This is a genomic window from Herbaspirillum autotrophicum (assembly GCF_001189915.1).
GTDB lineage: Bacteria > Pseudomonadota > Gammaproteobacteria > Burkholderiales > Burkholderiaceae_D > Herbaspirillum > Herbaspirillum autotrophicum.
Genome location: NZ_LFLS01000001.1, coordinates 186,816 through 205,911, shown reverse-complemented (window position 1 = coordinate 205,911; position 19,096 = coordinate 186,816). Strand labels below are relative to the sequence as shown.

Genomic DNA, 19,096 nt, shown 5'->3' with positions numbered 1-19,096 from the left:
GCCGTTTGAAAGGATCAGATATGAGCAAAGTATTAGTCGCCGGCGTTGGCATGGTCAAGTTTGTCAAACCCGGCAAAAACGAACAATACGACGTGATGGGCGCCAAGGCCGCCAGCACCGCCCTGGCCGACGCCGGCCTGCGCTACGAACAGATTCAGCAAGCGTATGTGGGGTATGTCTCGGGTGATACATGTTCCGGGCAAACCGCGCTGTACGCGCTGGGTCAGACCCAGATCCCCATCATCAACGTCAACAATGCCTGCTCGACCGGTTCCACTGCGTTGTACCTGGCCCGGCAGGCAGTCATGAGCGGCACCGTCGATGTGGCGTTGGCGCTCGGTTTCGAACAGATGAGTCCGGGTGCGCTCGCGCTCGGCGCGCAAGATCGCACGCCGATCACGATCCGCATCGATAATGCCATGCGTGAAATTCGCGGTTACGACGATTCCGTACCCACCGGCTTGCAATATTTTGGTGGCGCCGGAGCCGAGTACCTTGAAAAATACAACGTCAGCGCAGAGCTGTTCGGCAAGGTATCGGTGAAAGCGCGCAGCCATGCCGTACGCAATCCCTATGCCTTGTTCAGCGAAACATTGACACTCGATCAGGTGATGCAGGCGCCGCATATCTTCGGTCCGTTGACACGTCTGATGTGCTGTCCGCCGACATGCGGCGCCGCCGCCGTGGTAGTGGTATCGGAAAAATTCGCGCGCGAGAACGGCATCAGGAATACGGTCGAAATTGCCGGCATGGCGCTGGCGACCGATAGTCCCGCCAGTTTCGAATCGGGCAGCATGATCAATGTGGTCGGCGCCGGCATGACCCGCAAGGCAGCCAATGATGCATACTCGCAGGCCGGCATCGAGATCAGCGATATCGATCTGGTCGAACTGCATGACTGCTTCTCGCCCAACGAAATCATTTCCTACGAAGCATTGGGGCTGTGTCCCGAAGGCGGCGCAGAAAAATTCGTCGCGGATGGCGACAATACCTATGGCGGCAAGGTCGTTACCAATCCCTCCGGCGGCCTGCTCTCCAAAGGCCATCCGTTGGGCGCTACCGGACTTGCACAAATAACCGAAATCAGTTGGCATCTGCGCGGCCAGGCCGGTGAGCGGCAGGTAGCCAACGCCCGCGTCGGCGTGCAGCACAATGTCGGGCTGGGCGGTGCGTGCGTGGTTACCGTGTTGAAGCGCTGACGAGTCAATTGCAGACAACGCGTCTGCTTCACGAACGGCGCGGCAGAATGCATCTGCCGCGCCGCCTCGTCAGCCGCCCCGCGCCAGCGCCAGAAACTCGGTGCGCAACGCCAGATTGGGCTGCAACTCGCCCAGCATGGCCGAGGTAATGGTCTCTTCGCCGGCGGTACGAATGCCCCGGCTTTCCATGCACATGTGGCGACAACTGACGACGACCCCAACCGCCTTGGGTTGCAGATGCTGCATCAGGGCCTCGGCCACCTGTGTCGTCAGCCGCTCCTGCACTTGCAGGCGGCGCGCAAAACAATCCACCAGACGCGTCAGTTTCGACAGGCCGACGATTTTTCCATTCGGCAGATAGCCGATGGTGGCAGTGCCGAAAAACGGTGCCAGGTGATGTTCGCAATGGCTGTACACCGGAATATTGCGAATCACGATCAACTCGTTATACTGCTCGGCGCCATCTTCAAAGACCTTCAATACCTGCGCCGGATCTTCCTCGTAGCCCGAAGTCCAGTCGCGCCACGCTTTTTCAACCCGATTGGGCGTATCGATCAAACCCGGCCGGTCGGGATCCTCGCCCAGATGTTTCAAAAAACGACGCCAATCGGCTTGATCAAAATTGTGCTCTTGCATTCACTTTCCTCTTGATGTTTTCATTTGCACCAACCTTTAACTGATAGTTTATCAGCTAACAGAGATATTGTTTCATGCGATGTTTTGGATAATTGCCTGCCCACTCAATGACGCAGACCAATAACTAACAATTAGTCATTTATGATATTCTTGATCGCTATCAACTCTGCCTTGTCACCATCAGGCAGAGACAGAAATCCTTCATCTGGAGCAACCACGATGTCGCAGCAACCTCACCTCTCATCCTTGGCCACCTCCTTCGCCACGATTACCGACAGCATCGGCGGTGGCACTTCCCATGTGGTTGCGATCGAAGGCGCCGATATTCACTACACCTGCTGGAACATGCAATTTGCACAGCGTCCGTTGCTGCTGTTCGTGCATGGATTCCGGGCCCACGCACATTGGTGGGATGCGGTCCTGCCCTACTTCATGGAAAGCTATCGCATCGTCACGATGGATTTTTCCGGCATGGGTGAAAGTCAGCATCGCGCCAGTTATTCGCCCGCTCTCTACGCCCGGGAAATAACCGGATTGCTTGATGCGCTTGATGCCGGTCCGGTGACCGGCATCGCTCACAGCTATGGCGGATCGCGTCTGCTGCGCGCCTGTCATGACCGCCCGGAACTGTTCGCGCGGCTTATCGTGATCGACAGCTTCTTGTATTTCCGCGATGGCACCCGTCCGCCGCTGCCTGGCAACAACGCCTTGCGTGTCTACCCGGACTTGCAGACCGCCTGCGCGCGCTTTCGCCTGATGCCCGCACAGCCATCGCCGCTGGCCGCATTGCATGATCACGTGGCGCGGCATTCCCTGCGCCCGGTGGACGGTGGCTGGATCTGGAAATTCGACCCTGCCATTCCGGCCAATGGCAGTCTGGAAATACCGGCAGAAGACTTGCTGCCGCGCATACCGGTACGCACCGACTTCATTTACGGCGAACACAGCAAGGTCGTCGACCGGCAAACCGCCGAACGGATCGTGGCGCTGCTGCCCAATGCCGGACAACCGATCGAGGTCCCGGACAGCCATCATCACCTGATGCTTGACCAGCCACTGTCGCTGGTGACAGCGTTACGCACCCTCTTGGCACAGGACAAGATCGCCATTCATCACCCAACATCCGGAGACCACCTGCAATGACCCGCCACGACCTGCGACTCGATGACAAAGTCGCCTTCATTACCGCTGGCGCCAATGGCCTGGGCGAAGCAACCGCGATGCAACTGGCGCGCTTCGGCGCCGACATCGTGATCGCCGATATCGATGCCGACAACGGCAACCGGGTCGCGCACGCGGTACGCGAGTTGGGCCGGCGCGCGCAGTTCATTGCCACCAACGTCATGGACACGGCCCAGATAGAGAGCGCCGTGGCTGCCACCGCAGAACAATTCGGCCGCCTCGATATTCTGGTCAACAATGCCGGCGGTGTGCGCCAGAACAACTTCATGGACCAGAATGAACGCAGCTGGCGCAAGCACATCGACATGAATCTGGTCAGCATGCTGGCGGCCACTCAGGCAGCAACCAGAGTCATGATCGCCGGTGATCGCGGTGGCGCCATCATCAATGTCGCCAGCAGCGAGGGCATGCGCGGCGCGCCGGGTTATGCCGTGTATGCCGCATGCAAGGCGGGCATGATCAGTTTTACGCGCAGCATGGCGCTTGAGTTGTCAGGCTACGGCATCCAGGTCCATGCCGTGGCGCCCGACATGATTCCGACCCACGGCCTCAAAGGCATCGTCGCCATTGCCAGCGAAGGCGAAAACATGGCGCGTGATCGCTACATACCGCTGGGCCGGGTCGGCGAAGTCGAGGAGTTTGCCAACGTCGTGGTATTTCTGGCCTCCGGCATGGCATCTTATCTGACCGGCGTGACGATCCCGGTCGACGGCGGCACGATTGCCTCCTCCGGCTGGAATCGCTCGCCAGCCGATGGCGGCTGGACTTTGTATCATGAGTGAACATTCACGAATAACCATTCACCAGTGAACACGGACCGCGCCGCCGGCGCAAACCGGCGGCGCGTCCGATCACTTACCCGGCCAGTTGCCTGGCCTTGGCCATGAGCCACAACGCATAACGATGCAGAAAATTGCCCATGTCAACTGAGGCCTTGCCGGCGCATGCTCTGGCGTAACTGCCTTCAAGCAAACACGCCAGCTTGAAACAGGCCAGCACGAAGTACCATGGCATCACGCTCATGTCACGACCGCTGCGCTCGCCATATAACGTCACCAGTTCATCGCGCGTCATGAAGTCTGCCCACGGCGCTACCGCCGGGACACGCCCGCCGACCTCCGGATCACCTGGTTCGGTCCAGCTGGTCAGCAGCCACCCCAGATCCAGCAGCGGATCACCCAAGGTCGATAACTCCCAGTCAACCAGCCCCGTCAATACTGGCTGCTGATGAGAAAACATGACATTGGCGAATTGAAAATCGCCGTGAATGATACCGATCTGGCAAGCGGCAGGACGATGGCGCTCCAGCCAGGTGCCGACTTCATCGACAAACGGCAACGCCGCACCCGGATAACCGGGCATCTCGCGATAGCCTTCCAACTGGGTACGCCAGCGCGATACCTGCCGTTCGAGCCATTGATCCGGCTTGCCGAAATCTGCCAGCCCGGCGGCGACATGATCCACATTGCCCAGCGCCGCAGCGGCTTTGACGAATTCCTCCCCCATCTGACGTCGCCATGCCGGCTGTTCCACATAAGCCTGCGGCAAATTTTTCATGGGCGTGAATCCTTCCAGCGGCGCCATCAGATAGAACGCGGCGCCGATGACATCGGTATCGGCGCACGCCGCCAGCAACGCCGGATGCGGTACCGCACTGTTGCGCAATGCACGCAAGACCCGCGCTTCACGCAACATGGTGTCGTTGCTGTTGGCGCGCAAATGCTGCGGCGGGCGGCGCAATACCATGCGCGCGTCACCCCGGGTCAACAGGAACAGATTGTTTTGGGAGCCGCCGGTCAGGCGTTCGACCGCCGTGACCGCGCCGTGTCCAGGAAGATCTTGCGACGCCATCCATTGTTGCAGCGCGTCCCAGTCGAGCAAGCCATCAAAATCCGAAAGTGTCGTTTCCATGCCGGTCTCCTTCCGTTCGCCGGTTCAATACCGGCCGGCATACTTGAGGCGTGCCGCCTCGGTACGTCCGATCAGATGCGCCGACGGGAACAAGCCCTCTGCCGGCACCGCCTTCTTCAACAGATTTTTGGCAATCGTCATCTTGTGCACTTCGGTCGGACCATCCATGATTCCCATCATCATTGCATAGATCCACATATGTCCGAGCGGCATCTCATCAGACAATCCAAGTGATCCATGCATCTGCACCGCGCGCTGGACAATATCGTGAAACACCTTGGCCGCCGCGACCTTGATGCCGGCGATGGCGAGCTGATTCGATTTGTAATCATGCCCCTGATCGATCAGCCAGGCGGCGTGCAACACCTGCAGACGGAATTGCTGCAACTCGATCCATGAGTCAGCAAGATAGGCTTGCACAATTTGCTTTTCCCCCAGCAGACTGCCTTTGGTGTGCCGGCTGACGGCGCGCTCGCACATCATCTCCAGCGCCATCTGACACTGGCCCACCGTGCGCATCGCATGATGCACCCTGCCACCACCCAGACGCGCCTGTGCTACCGCAAAACCCTGGCCTTCGGTGCCAAGCAAGGCATCCGCCGGCACCCGTACATTCTCATAGCGGATGTAAGCGTGGGCGGCACCATCTTCAACCTCACCGTGAACACCCGAGTTGCGCAGAATGTTGATGCCCGGCGTTTCCTTCGGCACCAGGAACATCGACGTCCCCTGATAGACCGGCACGTCACTGTCGGTAACACACATCACGATCAGGAATTCAGCATACCGGGCGTTGGACGAAAACCACTTCTCGCCATTGATGACCCAACCATCGCCACTGCGTTCCGCGCGGCATGCGAATACTCCGGGATCGGCGCCGCCTTGGGGTTCGGTCATCGAATAGCAAGACACGATTTCACCGTCCAGCAGCGGTTGCAGATAACGGCGCTGCTGTTCTTCGGTGCCAAACATGGCGAGAATCTCGGCGTTGCCGGTATCCGGCGCGGCAGTACCGAAGATGGTCGGCGCCCATTGCGCCCGGCCCAATATCTCGTTCATCAATCCCAGCTTGACCTGCCCGAAACCTTGGCCGCCCAGTTCCGGTCCCAGGTGACAAGCCCACAATCCCTGTCGCTTGACCTGCTCCATCAATGGCCGGGCAATCGCCCTGGCCTTGACATTTTCCATGTCGTACGGCGCCCCCATGCCGGGGAACAGGCGATCCAGCGGTTCACATTCTTCGCGCACGAATTGCGCCATCCAGTCGAGCTTCTTTTGAAATTCCGGGTCGGTCGAAAAATCCCACATGTCGCTATCTCCTCTGTCAGTTGTCTGAATATTTCTGGTGCGTCGCATCGGATTGCGGCGAATCACTTTGACAGCAATATGACAGTTTGACAGTTTGCTGTCAATTAAGGAATAATCAAAATGCACCGATTCCTGTTGCCCGCCAAGCCACATATCGCTGCCCGCAATGACAACCAGAACGACAACCGAGACATCCATTTGACGGAGGTGACATCATGAAAACAGGCAGGGTACTGATAACCGGAGCAAGTCGCGGATTAGGCGCTGGGCTGGCGCGCGAAATGGCCCGACGCGGGTTTCATGTGATTGCCGGGGTCAGGAATCCGGCAAATGCCGAAGGTCTGTTGCGAGATGTCGAGGGTCTTGCCGGCAGCATTGAACTGCAGCAGATGGATGTAGCGGCGCTGGCTGATTATCGGCCGCCATCGGACTTGCTGGTATTGATCAACAATGCAGGCTATCGGGGTCCTTATTTGCCAGCAGAGGAAACCGCGACAGAAGAATGGCTGAAGACTTTCCAAACCAATTTCTTCGGGCTGGCCGAATTGACGCGTCGAGCCATTCCCGTGTTGCGCATCAACGGTGGCGGCGTGATTTGCAACATCGGTTCGATTGGTGCCTTCATGCTGATGCCGTTCTATGCCACATATCGCGCGAGCAAGGCCGCGCTGGCAGCATTTTCGGAGTGCCTGAGCATGGAGCTGGCACCCTTCGGCATCCGTGTCATCGAAGTGCCGGTGGGCGGTATCGATACCGACATGCTGCGCACCAGCATCGCACACCGGCCGCCGGACGCCATCGCATTTGAAGCTTATCGGCCGATGGCACAACATCCGGCTGCCATGCCGGTACAAGGCAAGCTGCATGCCATTACGCCGGCGCAGGCAGCAATCAACATCGCAGATCAGTTGTTCATCGAGGGCGCGCTGCGCCGTGCCTGCGATCCCAACGGCATAAGCGGCTTGCAATATCTCGATGACAGCAGCGCCGAGCAACGCTTGCAGGCGGCCATGCAAAAATTCGATCTGGACCGGACCTGACGCAATCCGGCGTGATTATTCGACCTCGTCCGGGTGTTCCAGATAGCTGCGAATCTTGCGCAAGGTCTCTACCGTTCTCTTGAGTTCGTCCGGACCAACCACTGACTCCAGCTTGCTGGTCCATGCCCCTCGCACGCCGGCATTACCCGCATGCGCCTTGAGTCCGGCAGCAGTCGGCACCAACTGCTTGGCGCGCTTGTGGTGCGGATTGTCTTCGAAGGCGATGAAGCCGCCGGCATCCAGATCGTTGGCGATGCGCTGCACCGATTGCCGTGTCAATCCCAGGCTGCGGGCGATGCGCGCCACCGTCGGCGGCTCCGCAGCGCGCACCACTGCGGACAGAATCAGCCCTTGCGAATGGCTGTGCAGGCCGCGTTCTTCATTCATTTCGCGCGCGGCAGACAGGATGCGGCCGCGCAGTCGCATTACCTCATCGACAAAGGTCTCGACCAGGCCGCTGGCCGCAGTGGGGGAATTCTTTTTCATAGCGCAGCAGAATGTCATTTCGACAGCACATTGTCAATGCAACCGGCCCTGCCACGCACGGGATACCGCGCCGGTGGCCGAAAAACTCCTTGCACCAGCCAATAACTGATGATATATCATTTATCAAGCATAATAAAAACCTGCACTCACTCGACCAACAACACCAATCCCAACAGGAGACTTGCAACATGGAGATGAAACCCCCGACGTCAGCAATCATGACGGAGTCCGCATCGGCAACCGGACAAAAGATACCGCCCGCGACCTGGTATGCGCTTGCCATCGTCACACTGATCTATGCCTGTCACTTTCTGGACCGCATGATGATTGCCATCATCATCGAACCGGCACGTCACGAATTTCATCTGACCGACAGCCAGATCGGCGTGCTGACCGGTCTCGCCTACGGCGCCACGTTTGCCTTGGCCGGCATCCCGCTGGGATTGCTGATTGACCGGGTCAACCGCGTCAAGCTGCTGGCCGTGCTGGTCACGATCTGGAGCGGCATGACCACGCTGTCCGGCTTTGCCCAAAGCTATACGCAGTTGCTGCTGGCACGCATGGGCGTCGGCGCGTCGGAAGCCGGCGGTTCACCTACCAGTTTGTCGATGATTTCGGATCTGTTCCCGCCTGAAAAACGTTCCACCGCAGTCGGCTTCTTTTTCCTGAGCAACGCCATCGGTGCCGTGCTGAGCATCGTCATCGGCGGCTTTGTCGCGGCACATTATGGATGGCGTGCAGCCATGCTGATTGCCGGCATTCCCGGCTTGCTGCTTGGCGTCACCTTGCTGTTGACCGTGCGCGAGCCGAAACGCGGCGCCATGGAAAATGCCGGTGCGCCACCGGCAACCAGGGTTGCAGCGTCGCTGCCACAGGTGTTTTCCTACATCGTGCGCAACAAGTCGATGTTGCATCTGCTTGCCGGCGTATCGCTCACCACCGCTGGCGTAGCCACCATCGGTTCCTGGCTGCCGGCATTCATGATGCGTTTTCACGGCTTCGACATCAAGCAGGCCGGCTTTGCCGTTGCCATGGCCAGCGGCTTCTGTGGCGCCATCGGCTCAGTGTTGGGGGGCATGATGAGCGATCGTTTCGCCAAAACCAATCCGCGGCGGCGCATGGATATCAGCATGGGTGTTTGCCTGGTGGCAGCATTGACGGGTGCCCTCGCCGCGCTGGTGGGAAGCGGCGTCGGCGCGGTAGCGATGATGTCGCTGACGCAAATGATTGCATTCGTGGTCTTTCCCGCAGCGTTCGCGGCAATGCTGGGCATCACTTCTGCCAATATGCGCGGCACGGTCTCGGCCAGCATGCAGGTATGCACCAACCTTCTCGGTTACGGCATCGGTCCATTCATGGTGGGAGTGTTCAGTGATTTTTACGGTGGCGACCAGTCGCTGCGCTACGCGATGATTACGGTGATGTGCATCTGCTTCCCATGGGGTGCCGTGCATTTCTGGCTTGCTGCGCGTGCCTGGAAAGATTTGACCAACTGATACGGCACGGTGCAGGTAACGCATCCGATACCGCGATGCGTTACCTGCTCAAGACAATCAGGCGGTAACTGCAGTGCCCTGCTCGATCAGCGTTGCCAACCCCTGCTTGCCACGCGCTACCGGCCGTCCGACCTGCGCTGCCAGAGCCACGGCAGCTTCCACTGTCTGCGGATTGGTCATATCCGTGCCGCCGGCGGTATCTTCAACGCCAACCCGCAGATGACCACCGCGCTCCAGCGCATATCGCGCCAACGGCGTATCCAGCAGCACCCCGCCTTGCACACTGACAGTCCAAGGCATGTCAATCCCATCAAGAAACGACAGATAGGTATCGAGAGAAGCCTTGGTCGGCGGCAGACCGAAAGTGATGCCCGGCACCTTGTCTTGCCCCATTACATAATCGCCGCCGAAATAAAACTTGATCAGCGAACCCGGCGGAAATTTGCCGGCACGTGCATAGGCACAAATCCAGCGCAGATTGCCTGGCTCGTACACGCCGACCACCACCGGAACGTTGACACGATTGGCAAACTTCACCATCTCGTGCGCTTCGGCAAAGGTGGCACCGCCCATCACCGAATCCGACGGCAAACCTTCAGCATCGAGTCGGGCAAACAGCGTCAGGCCGGGGTCGAAGGTAAACATTGTCAGCGCGCCGGCATCATGCATCGGCTGCAACAATGCATGCGGCGAGTAGCGACGCCCCATGCTCTTGTCAGCCGGACCGCCGGCAATATAGTCCGGATAGATCAGGGCTGACGGATAATCTTGCAGGATTGATTTCCCGATGTGGATGATCTGCTGGGTTGCCTCTTCCCGTGGCAACCGGAAATCGTGATGATGGTGAATAACCGAGGCCCCGGCTGCCAGGCACGCCTTGGCGTCCACAATCGTTTGTTCCGCTGGTTGCAGCGGCACGCCGGCGCGCAGCGGCGTGACTGCTGCCTCAATCACGACGGGTGTTTCGGACACGCTTTTATAATTTGTATGCTGACTCATTTTATCGCCTTCCTTAAAGTTGAAGATACGTCTCGCGGGGCGGTTTGCCAAAGCATAGCGCGATACCGATTGCCTCGGTGCTCCTGTTGCCGGGGCAAGCCGAAACCTGTTACGCAACCGCCCATCGTTGGTTTTATTTTTAATAACTGACATTTAATCAGCTAACTCACTGTAGCGCAGCCGATTGAAAGAAGCAAGACGCTGGCATCAACGTTATGCGATGCCGCGACGCAGCATTCAGGGCACTCAGGTGCTTGCAAGAGCAGATGCATTTTTCACTAATAACTGTTAAAGTATCAGTTATTAAAAATCGCTTTCTGAAAACACCCAGATCACGCCCTGCCACAGAGTATCGGCAACCGTTGCGGGCAGATCGAGAAAATCAAAACCCTGAGGAGACCAGCATGACGCAGGAGAACAAGGAATACATCAACGCCTGGAGCGCGGGCCAGCAAGACACCATCAATCAGGTGCTGCTGCGCGCAGTGGCCAACCACGGCAAACGCATGTTCATCGAGTTTCTTGGTGAATCCTATACTTATGAAGAAGCCAACAAGAAGACCTGCCGCCTGGCCAACGGCTTGCGCCGCCTCGGCGTCAACAAGGGCGATACTGTCGTCACGCTGCTGGACAACTCATCGGACGCCGTATTCATCTGGCTTGCCATCAACAAGATCGGCGCCATCAGCGTGCCGATCAATACCGCATTGAAAGGCGAATTCCTGCGCCATCAGGTCAGTGATGCCAGCGCCGGACTGATTCTGGCCGAACAGGATTATGCCGAGCGCGTCGCCCTCATTGCTGATCGTCTGCCGGCACTGCGTACCCTGGTGTATCGCGGCGACCGCCCGGACCTGAAGGATTTCAGCCATCCGCTGTTGCCGTGGGAGCAGTTGCTCGACGATAGCAGCGCTGAACCAGACGTTCAGGTCAGCCCCGGCGACCTCGCGATGCTGATCTATACCGGCGGCACCACCGGCCCTTCCAAGGGTTGCATGGTGAGCCACAACTACGCCTGCAACTTCGCGCGCCAGATGCTGAAAGGAACCCACCGCACGGCCGAAACGATCACCTGGACACCGTTGCCGTTATTTCATTACAACGCGGTGTCCTCCACCATCCTGTGCAACATGCTGGTCGGTGCCGGCGTTTCGATCTATCCGCGTTTTTCGGTATCGAATTTCTGGCCCGAGATCGAGCGCACCAAAGCGACCGACTGCTCGTTGCTGGGTACCATGTTTACATTGATTGCCCGAGCCGAAGACAATCCATCAACACTGCATTGCAAAGGTCAGTTGCATGCCGCCTGGGGCGCCCCATTCCCACCGGAAATCCAGGCCATCTGGAAAGAGCGTTTCGGCCTGAAATACACCCGTGCCATCGGCTTCGGTCTGACCGAATGCTCGGTGGTCACACTGCAACCGTACGATCAGCCGAACAAGCCGCTGACATCCGGCAAACGCACCGAATGTTTCGACGTGCGCATCGTCGACGACAATGATGTCGAGCTGCCCGATGGCACCGCCGGCGAAATCATTGTCCGCCCGCGCATGCCGCACATCATGTTCGAAGGCTACTGGAAGCGCCCCGAAGATACCCTCAAGGTCATGCGCAACCAGTGGTTTCATACCGGCGACATCGGCAAGTTTGATGAGGAAGGCTTCTTCTACTTCCTCGACCGCAAGAAGGATTACCTGCGACGCAAGGGCGAGAACATTTCCAGCATGGAAGTGGAAAATGTCTTGCGTACCCACCCGGAAGTAGAAGATGCGGCTGCGCACGCCGTGCTGTCAGACCTGAGCGAAGATGAATTGAAGATCACGGTCAAGCTGCGGCCGGCCGCGGTATTGAAGGAAGAAGCTTTGTTCCTGTGGTGCGCAGACCAACTGCCCTACTTTGCCGTGCCGCGCTATATCGAGTTTCGTGCCGACCTGCCGCGTAATCCGGTGGGACGGGTGCAGAAATATCAGTTGCGCGACGAAGGCGTGACCAGCAGCACCTGGGACCAGGAAAAATCAGGTCTGCAAATCCGCAAACGCTGATATTGCCGGCGAGAAAATCAGTGCCGCCGGCAACTGTTGGCCGACGGTACTGCAATGACCTGGCAACAGTGACAGGACAAAAAAATGTCGGCGCATGCCGACATTTTTCGTTGTACCACTCCCGCACAAAACTCAAATTGCGCTATAGCCCCCGTCCACCGTGACTTCACTGCAATTCATGTAGCGCGAAGCATCACTGGCAAGGAAGGCAATTGCGCCGGCGATTTCGTTGACGTTGCCCATCCGGTTCATGGGAATGGCGCGCTCCATTGCCGCCTTCGCAACATCCATCGGAATCACGTTCCCCTGCGCATCCCTGGACGGTTCCCAGCCGGCGCTCAGATTGGTGGCAATCGCCCCCGGATGAACGGTATTGACGCGCAGGCCGGTCTTGGCAAACTCGTTGCCGACGGCCTTGGACATCAGCCGCACTGCGCCTTTGGAAGCACTGTAGGCAGAAAAGCTCGGTCCGACGATCTGGCCGAACATCGACGAGATATTGATGATCGACGGCAATGCCGCAAACTCTGCGGCCGTCTTGACCATCAGCGGAATGAACGTCTGCATGCCGAAAAACACGCTTTCGACGTTCACGCGCTGCTGCATGCGAAACTCGTCAATCGTGGTTTCCAGGAATCCGCGCTTGACCATGATGCCGGCGTTGTTGACCAGCACATCAAGCCGGCCGCTGCGCGACGTCACCAGCTCGAGCAGGGCCTGCCACTGGTGATTGTCGGTCACGTCCAATTGCATCGCTATCGCCTCATGCGGCAACGTACCGACCAGATCCTGCACACCAACCAGGTCACGATCGGTCGCATACACCTGCGCCCCCATGCCGGCCAATACGGTGGCGGTTTCCCGACCGATACCGGAAGCCGCTCCGGTTACCACTGCCACGCGTCCGCGTAGATCAAACAGGTTCTGCATTTACCACTCCTTGGTCTATATCAAATATCAATCATGCCGGCGCCATCGCCGTAGCCTTGCGCCCCAATGCCGCCCATGCTGCCGCGCCCTGCACCACTGGTCGCCCCACTTGCCGTGCCAGCTCGACCGCCGCCGCCACCATTTCGCGATTGCCGGCCGATGAGCGCGAAGCTGCATCCTCGATCCCCACCCGCAAGTGGCCGCCGCGTTCGATCACGTAACGCACCACCGGGCTATCCATCAAGGCATCGCCCATCAGTCCCACGCACCAGGGCAGCTTGCTGCCTTCCATCATCTTCAGATAGGCATCAATCGATTCGCGTGTCAGCGGCAAGCCGAAATTCAAGGCGCGGCGGCCGATGTGAATCAGGCTGTACTCACCGCCGAAATACAATTTGACCATAGTGCCGGCAGGCAGCTTGCCGATGGCTTCCTGCGCCAACGCCCAGCGCAGGTTATACGATTCATACACGCCAATGGCCAGCGGCGCCCGGACCTGGCGCGCCAGCTCCAGCGTCTGGTTGGCATCGTCGAACGAATACTGCACCACGTTGTTGCCGACCGGCGCGCCGTTATCATCAAGCTGGCCCGAATTGGCGCGACCGGGATCGACCGGCACCATGCCCAGTACCCCTGCTTGCGCCAACGGCGTGATGTGGGCAATCTTGCCGCTGACGGTAGCCGCCTTCAAGAAGTCAGGATACAGAATCGCATCGGGAAATTCCTGCTTGACCGATTTGCCCAGCGTCAGCATCTCGCTGATCGACTCCTGCTCGTCGAAACGCATGTCATGATGATGATGAACGATGGCAGCACCTGCTTGCAGGCAGGCCTTCGCTTCGCTGATCATGCCATTGACGTCCCATACCGGTTCGGCATGGCGATATGGACAAATGGAAGCCTCGATCACCAGCGGCATATCGCCAGCACTGTTTTTCATGATGTCCCTCAAATCGTTGTTGATATTAGTTGTTCAATCCGCGCTGCGCGCTCTTGCCTGCCGAAATGCGCGCCGCCCGCCACAGATGTAGCGCCGCCCATGGGTAGCACACGCACATGATGGTGATCATCGCGTAGCGCAGCGACTGTTCGCCGCCATAGACGTCACTCAGCATGCCCACCAGCAGTGGTCCCATGCCGTAGCCGACCAGGTTGGACAAGACCTGCATGGCGGCCGAAGTAGTACCGCGCATGGTGGTGATGACGATGCCGAGCACGCTGCCGTACACCGCCGGGAACACAACAAACGACAGCATGTTGCTCAGCGCCATCAAGCCCACCGCCGACCAGTTCGACGAGATCGCCAGCCCCGCCACCGCCGCCACGGTAGCCAGCACGCAAACCGCCACGCCAAGATCCATGCGGCGGCGGGCCTGAACCCGAGCTACCCGGTCGCACAAAAAGCCGCCGATGAACGAACCCAGCGATGAAAAAATACCGCCCGCCAGCGCCAGCGACATGCCGGCTTCCTTGACGTTCATGCCGTGAAAACGCATCAGGAATGACGGCATCCAGGTATTCATCGCCGCCACACCACCAGCGGTGAGCGCCATTGCCATCATCAGGTGCAGCACTGGCGAGGTATTCCAGATGTAGCGTACGGCGTCGCGCGCACCGGGTGCCTTTCCCGGCGCGGGAGGTTGCGCCTCGGTTGCCCCGCGCCTTGGTTCTGCCACTGTCACTACCAACACCAGCGCCAGCAGCAGCCCCGGAATACCGGCGATCAGCATGGAGGCGCGCCAGCCGTAATGGGCCGTGACATAACCGCCGATGGCCACGCTCATGACCGCGCCCAGGCCAGTGCTCAAAAAGAAAATGCCGACTGCCGTCGAGCGCCGCCGTTGCGGAAACAGATCCGAGATCAGCGACAGGCTGGCTGGTGATCCGCCGGCTTCGGCAGCACCTACGCCGATGCGCGCCAACAGCAATTGCACGTAACTGGAGGCGATGCCCGACAAGGCAGTCATGGCGCTCCAGATGGCGACGATGGATGCCAGCAGACGCACCCGGTGCACACGGTCGATCATCATGCCCAGCGGAATTCCGGCCAGTGCAAACGTGGCGCCATACGCCAGGCCGGTGAGCAAGCCAATCTGGCTGTCACTGAGCAGGAATTCCTTGCGTACCGGCTCGACGATGATCGAAATCATGGTGCGATCCAGAAAGTGGATCGAGTAGATCAGCGTGAGGATCAGCAACGCATACCAACTGCGCGCCGGAATGTGTTCGTCTGCAAGCGGTGGATTGTGCGCCCCGGTATGGTGCTGGTGGATGCCGGCGGTTGCTGCGCCGTCGGCACTCGGCTGGTCTGGCTTCATCTTGTCTCCATGCAGGCCCTCTTGAGCGCGCCTGCCTTATGTGATTTTATTGTGCAGCTTCCTGTTGGAAGCATTCGGATACTGCTGATACAACCGATACATCTGTTGGCCCCTGAAACAGCGGGCCGGCGCTGCTACTGCGGCAGATAACGTTGCAGAAAACCGGCTATCGCGCGGTTGAAGACATCATTGCGATCACCCGCGATCATGTGGCCGGCGCCGGCGATGTCAGCCAGTTCGAGGTGAGGCATCATGGCTTGCAGTTCACTGGCGCCGGCATCGCTGATCACATCGCTGTGCTGACCGCGCACCAGCAATGTCGGAATGCGGATGCGCCGCGCCGCTTGCTCCATTTGCTGACTCATTTGCGCTACCTTGGGGCCGAGTTCGCCATCGAACATCGACGGGTCCCAATGCCAGTACCAGCGCCCGTCAGGTTTCAGGCGCAAATTCTTGCGCAGTCCGTCCGGATTGCGAGGCCGTGGCCGCGCTGGCGTATAGCCGGCCACTACGTCGCACGCCTCTTCGATACTGGCAAAGCCGTGCAGATGCGACGTCATGAAGCGGTGAATATGCTCTACCCCTTCGCTCTCCAGGCGCGGCGCCACGTCTACCAGCACCAATGCCTGGGCCAGTTGCGGATCGGCGCCACAGGCCAGCAACGAGATCACGCCGCCCTGCGAGGCACCCACCAGCGCCGTCGGTTTGCCCAACTCCCGCACGATGGATTTCACGTCGTCAACCTGACGCGGCAACGAATAGTCGCCATCGGCAATCCAGTCCGACTCGCCGTGACCGCGCGAGTCGACCGATACCACGCGATAGCCGGCCTGAATCAGCTCCTGCTGCGCCAGTCCCCACGAATGCCGTGTCTGACCGCCACCGTGCAGTAACACGACCGCCGGTGCGTCATGGACGCCGCCGACATCTGCCACCAACCGGTTGTTACTGGACCCGATAAAGATGCGCTCATGAATCGCTTCCATCATGTGTACCCGTTCCACTGGCATTCAGACTTGCGCAGGCTGAGCCTGACTGGCGTCGCTTGCCTGACGGTTCGGTTTCGGCGCCGTCGCATCCGATGCAGTTGCCGCTGCGATGTCGCGGGCGGTGTCGTTGAAGTCCGCCTTGGTGCGCAACAGAAAATGCGACAGCGGCGGAATCAGCACCAACGCACCGATCATGTTCCACAGGAACATGAAGGTCAGCAGAATTCCCATGTCGGCCTGGAACTTGATCGGTGACCAGATCCAGGTGCCGACGCCGGCGGCCATGGTCAGGCCGACCAACGCCACGATCTTGCCGGTGAAATCGAGTGACTGGGTATACGCTTCGACCAGCGTAGCGCCGCTGCGCTGAACCGCCAGTTGTATGCTCAACAGATACAGTGCGTAGTCAACCCCGACGCCGACACCGACAGCGATTACCGGCAACACGGCAACCTTGATGCCGATCCCCAGCCAGACCATCAGCGCCTCGCACAGCACCGAGGTCAGCATCAGCGGAACGATTGCCACCACGGTAGCGCGCCAGCTGCGGAAGGTCACCAGACACAACAGGATCACTGCACCATACAAAACAAAGTGCATGGTCCAAAAGCTCTTCTTGACCACGATATTGGTAATCGCTTCGATCCCGGCATTACCTGCCGCCAGCTGGAATTCGCGTCCCGGCGCGTCATGTTCCTCTTTGAAGTTTTCTACAGCATGCACCACCCGGTTCAGAGTAGCCGCCTTGTGGTCGCTGAGATAGGCGACCAATGGCGTAATCGCGCAGGTGCGATCAGCCAGATCCGGACGGTCGCCCTGAAAGATGGCGAATGCCTGCGAGCGGTTGGTGGTATTGCGCGACAGCGCCTGCCACTTCGGATTGCCCTCGAACAGGCTCGAGGTGCCGCGCCTGACGCCATCGGCCAGCGATACTGTGGTTTGCACGCCATCGAGCTGACGCAATTGCGCCCCCAGCCGGTCTGCTTCCACCAGGTTGGAAAAATTGAAGCACTCCCCGGGCGCGGTTTTCATCATGACCACGAATTGATCGGTCGACAGGCCGTAGTTGGCGGCGATGAATGCATTGTCACGGTTGTACCTGGAATCGGGACGCAATTCCGGCGCGCCGGCATTGAGGTCGCCAATCTGGATATCCTGACGCACCACCATCGCAACCGAAGCCAGGCCGGCCGCAATCAAGATCACGATAATCGCATTGCGTCGGCCGCACAGCGAAATCAAGCCACGCCGTACCGCACCGAACACGCCGCGCACACTTTCCTTGCCTTCATTCTGGACACTGCGCCGGGCCGCCTTTTCGCTGACGCCGGTATAAGACAACATGACCGGGATCAGGATCAGCTTGGTGAAAATCAAGACCGTCACGCCAATGCTGGTGGTCTGGGCCATTTCACGAATGGCCGGAATATCGATGATCATCAGGACTGCAAAACCGACCACGTTGGTCAGCAGTGCCGTCAGGCCCGCCATGAACAGACGCCGGAATGTGTAACGCGCGGCAACGTACTTATGCGTGCCCCGGCCGACGTCCTGCATGATGCCATTCATCTTTTGCGCACCGTGCGACAAGCCGATGGCGAAAATCAGGAACGGCACCAGAATCGAATAAGGATCCAGCACATAGCCAAGCAGTTGCAGCAGGCCGAGCAGCCACACCACACCGAGTCCGGCGCTGAAAACCAACAGGAGGGTGCTGCGGATACAGCGGGTATATAAAAAGACGAATGCCGCAGCAATCAGGGCCGACAGACCGAAATACTTCATGACATCGTACAAGCCGTCGATCAGGTCGCCCACCAGCTTGGCAAAGCCGACGATATGCACCTTGATCTGCGGGGTTTCCATGCTGCGGACCTCACGCTCCAGCCGGCGTGAAAAATCCGCGTAGTCCAGTTGCTTTCCGGTTTCCGGATCTTTCTCGACCAAGGGCACCAGGATCACTGCCGACTTCATGTTGTCGGCGACAAAACTGCCGACGATACCCGCGCGCGCGATGTTGATCTGCAACTGACGCATGGCCTCCGGACTGCCGTCCCAGCGCTCCGGCATGACCGAGCCGCCACGATATCCTTCTTCCGTGATTTCGGTCCAGCGCAGGCTGGTGGTCCACAGACTGCGCATCCAGGCGCGATCGACACCCGGCATCAAGGCTATCTTGTCATTGATCTTTTGCAATGCCAGCAGATAGTCCTTGTCAAAAATATCGCCGCTGGTGTTCTCCACCGCGATGCGCACCGAGTTACCCATGCCGCGCAGCGACTGCCGGTTGTCAAAATAGTTTTTGATATAGGGATGAGAACTCGGGATCATCTTCTCGAAGCTGGCATTGACAGGCAGCTTGCTGGCATGCCAGCCGAGAAAGGTCGTCATCAACAGGCAAATCAGCACCATCACTGCCCGATGATTGAAAATGAAGCGTTCAAGCCAGGAACCGCTGTTCCTGTCGAACTGGGCCGGATCCGTGATGACGGGAAGATCAATCGCCCGGTGGGATGATGCCATTTCAGTACTCCGTATTCGTTATCTCGTTATTGAGCAG

At 58.9% G+C, this 19,096-nt stretch carries 16 protein-coding genes; 6 read left to right on the top strand and 10 right to left on the bottom strand.

Annotated features, from left to right (window positions below):
- Window positions 1-20: 20 nt before the first annotated feature.
- On the top strand, window positions 21-1,199 hold the full coding sequence (locus AKL27_RS00905; RefSeq protein WP_050460680.1) for a lipid-transfer protein: 1,179 nt from the start codon (window positions 21-23) through the stop codon (window positions 1,197-1,199).
- Window positions 1,200-1,268: 69 nt separating this feature from the next.
- Here AKL27_RS00905 and folE read toward each other — a convergent pair whose 3' ends face one another.
- Complete coding sequence (gene folE / locus AKL27_RS00900; RefSeq protein ID WP_050460679.1) at window positions 1,269-1,835, bottom strand: GTP cyclohydrolase I FolE; 567 nt, start codon at window positions 1,833-1,835, stop codon at window positions 1,269-1,271.
- 219 nt (window positions 1,836-2,054) lie between these two features.
- Between folE and AKL27_RS00895 the strand changes: the two genes are divergently transcribed.
- Window positions 2,055-2,978: an alpha/beta fold hydrolase gene (locus AKL27_RS00895; RefSeq protein ID WP_198155846.1), complete on the top strand. Its 924-nt coding sequence runs from the start codon at window positions 2,055-2,057 to the stop codon at window positions 2,976-2,978.
- A complete protein-coding gene (locus AKL27_RS00890) occupies window positions 2,975-3,799 on the top strand; it encodes an SDR family NAD(P)-dependent oxidoreductase (protein ID WP_050460677.1) in 825 nt (274 codons plus the stop codon). Before AKL27_RS00895 ends, AKL27_RS00890 begins: the two co-directional genes overlap by 4 nt.
- A 73-nt stretch (window positions 3,800-3,872) precedes the next feature.
- On the opposite strand, the gene AKL27_RS00885 is transcribed toward AKL27_RS00890, so the two are convergent.
- Window positions 3,873-4,928, bottom strand: coding sequence for a phosphotransferase family protein (locus AKL27_RS00885; RefSeq protein WP_050460676.1), 1,056 nt, complete (start codon window positions 4,926-4,928; stop codon window positions 3,873-3,875).
- 24 nt (window positions 4,929-4,952) lie between these two features.
- Window positions 4,953-6,236 carry an acyl-CoA dehydrogenase family protein gene (locus AKL27_RS00880; RefSeq protein WP_050460816.1) on the bottom strand — a complete coding sequence of 428 codons (1,284 nt, stop codon included), beginning with the start codon at window positions 6,234-6,236 and terminating at the stop codon, window positions 4,953-4,955.
- Window positions 6,237-6,451: 215 nt separating this feature from the next.
- Between AKL27_RS00880 and AKL27_RS00875 the strand changes: the two genes are divergently transcribed.
- Window positions 6,452-7,276, top strand: coding sequence for an SDR family NAD(P)-dependent oxidoreductase (locus tag AKL27_RS00875; RefSeq protein ID WP_083438771.1), 825 nt, complete (start codon window positions 6,452-6,454; stop codon window positions 7,274-7,276).
- Window positions 7,277-7,291: 15 nt separating this feature from the next.
- Here AKL27_RS00875 and AKL27_RS00870 read toward each other — a convergent pair whose 3' ends face one another.
- Window positions 7,292-7,762: a MarR family winged helix-turn-helix transcriptional regulator gene (locus AKL27_RS00870; protein ID WP_050460674.1), complete on the bottom strand. Its 471-nt coding sequence runs from the start codon at window positions 7,760-7,762 to the stop codon at window positions 7,292-7,294.
- A 188-nt stretch (window positions 7,763-7,950) separates the two neighbouring features.
- Here AKL27_RS00870 and AKL27_RS00865 point away from each other — a divergent pair, with 188 nt between their 5' ends.
- On the top strand, window positions 7,951-9,258 hold the full coding sequence (locus tag AKL27_RS00865) for a spinster family MFS transporter (RefSeq protein ID WP_198155845.1): 1,308 nt from the start codon (window positions 7,951-7,953) through the stop codon (window positions 9,256-9,258).
- Window positions 9,259-9,315: 57 nt separating this feature from the next.
- On the opposite strand, the gene AKL27_RS00860 is transcribed toward AKL27_RS00865, so the two are convergent.
- Complete coding sequence (locus AKL27_RS00860; protein ID WP_050460672.1) at window positions 9,316-10,257, bottom strand: 3-keto-5-aminohexanoate cleavage protein; 942 nt, start codon at window positions 10,255-10,257, stop codon at window positions 9,316-9,318.
- Window positions 10,258-10,661: 404 nt separating this feature from the next.
- Here AKL27_RS00860 and AKL27_RS00855 point away from each other — a divergent pair, with 404 nt between their 5' ends.
- Window positions 10,662-12,299, top strand: a complete 1,638-nt coding sequence (locus AKL27_RS00855) for an AMP-binding protein (RefSeq protein WP_050460671.1) — start codon at window positions 10,662-10,664, stop codon at window positions 12,297-12,299.
- A 132-nt stretch (window positions 12,300-12,431) separates the two neighbouring features.
- Here the strand turns inward: AKL27_RS00855 and AKL27_RS00850 are convergent, their stop codons facing one another.
- From AKL27_RS00850 to AKL27_RS00830, 5 genes are all read right to left on the bottom strand, one after another.
- Window positions 12,432-13,229 carry an SDR family NAD(P)-dependent oxidoreductase gene (locus tag AKL27_RS00850; protein WP_050460670.1) on the bottom strand — a complete coding sequence of 266 codons (798 nt, stop codon included), beginning with the start codon at window positions 13,227-13,229 and terminating at the stop codon, window positions 12,432-12,434.
- 31 nt (window positions 13,230-13,260) lie between these two features.
- On the bottom strand, window positions 13,261-14,169 hold the full coding sequence (locus AKL27_RS00845) for a 3-keto-5-aminohexanoate cleavage protein (RefSeq protein WP_050460669.1): 909 nt from the start codon (window positions 14,167-14,169) through the stop codon (window positions 13,261-13,263).
- Window positions 14,170-14,194: 25 nt separating this feature from the next.
- Window positions 14,195-15,547, bottom strand: a complete 1,353-nt coding sequence (locus AKL27_RS00840) for an MFS transporter (RefSeq protein WP_050460668.1) — start codon at window positions 15,545-15,547, stop codon at window positions 14,195-14,197.
- Window positions 15,548-15,681: 134 nt separating this feature from the next.
- Window positions 15,682-16,536 carry an alpha/beta fold hydrolase gene (locus AKL27_RS00835; protein WP_050460814.1) on the bottom strand — a complete coding sequence of 285 codons (855 nt, stop codon included), beginning with the start codon at window positions 16,534-16,536 and terminating at the stop codon, window positions 15,682-15,684.
- A gap of 21 nt (window positions 16,537-16,557) precedes the next feature.
- A complete protein-coding gene (locus tag AKL27_RS00830; RefSeq protein ID WP_050460667.1) occupies window positions 16,558-19,059 on the bottom strand; it encodes an efflux RND transporter permease subunit in 2,502 nt (833 codons plus the stop codon).
- Between the last annotated feature and the right edge of the window lie 37 nt (window positions 19,060-19,096).

Coding starts and splice junctions, on each gene's coding strand:
- AKL27_RS00905 (WP_050460680.1), top strand. CDS start 21: ATGAGCAAAGTATTAGTCGCCGGCGTTGGCATGGTCAAGTTTGTCAAA.
- folE (WP_050460679.1), bottom strand. CDS start 1,835: ATGCAAGAGCACAATTTTGATCAAGCCGATTGGCGTCGTTTTTTGAAA.
- AKL27_RS00895 (WP_198155846.1), top strand. CDS start 2,055: ATGTCGCAGCAACCTCACCTCTCATCCTTGGCCACCTCCTTCGCCACG.
- AKL27_RS00890 (WP_050460677.1), top strand. CDS start 2,975: ATGACCCGCCACGACCTGCGACTCGATGACAAAGTCGCCTTCATTACC.
- AKL27_RS00885 (WP_050460676.1), bottom strand. CDS start 4,928: ATGGAAACGACACTTTCGGATTTTGATGGCTTGCTCGACTGGGACGCG.
- AKL27_RS00880 (WP_050460816.1), bottom strand. CDS start 6,236: ATGTGGGATTTTTCGACCGACCCGGAATTTCAAAAGAAGCTCGACTGG.
- AKL27_RS00875 (WP_083438771.1), top strand. CDS start 6,452: ATGAAAACAGGCAGGGTACTGATAACCGGAGCAAGTCGCGGATTAGGC.
- AKL27_RS00870 (WP_050460674.1), bottom strand. CDS start 7,762: ATGAAAAAGAATTCCCCCACTGCGGCCAGCGGCCTGGTCGAGACCTTT.
- AKL27_RS00865 (WP_198155845.1), top strand. CDS start 7,951: ATGGAGATGAAACCCCCGACGTCAGCAATCATGACGGAGTCCGCATCG.
- AKL27_RS00860 (WP_050460672.1), bottom strand. CDS start 10,257: ATGAGTCAGCATACAAATTATAAAAGCGTGTCCGAAACACCCGTCGTG.
- AKL27_RS00855 (WP_050460671.1), top strand. CDS start 10,662: ATGACGCAGGAGAACAAGGAATACATCAACGCCTGGAGCGCGGGCCAG.
- AKL27_RS00850 (WP_050460670.1), bottom strand. CDS start 13,229: ATGCAGAACCTGTTTGATCTACGCGGACGCGTGGCAGTGGTAACCGGA.
- AKL27_RS00845 (WP_050460669.1), bottom strand. CDS start 14,169: ATGAAAAACAGTGCTGGCGATATGCCGCTGGTGATCGAGGCTTCCATT.
- AKL27_RS00840 (WP_050460668.1), bottom strand. CDS start 15,547: ATGAAGCCAGACCAGCCGAGTGCCGACGGCGCAGCAACCGCCGGCATC.
- AKL27_RS00835 (WP_050460814.1), bottom strand. CDS start 16,536: ATGATGGAAGCGATTCATGAGCGCATCTTTATCGGGTCCAGTAACAAC.
- AKL27_RS00830 (WP_050460667.1), bottom strand. CDS start 19,059: ATGGCATCATCCCACCGGGCGATTGATCTTCCCGTCATCACGGATCCG.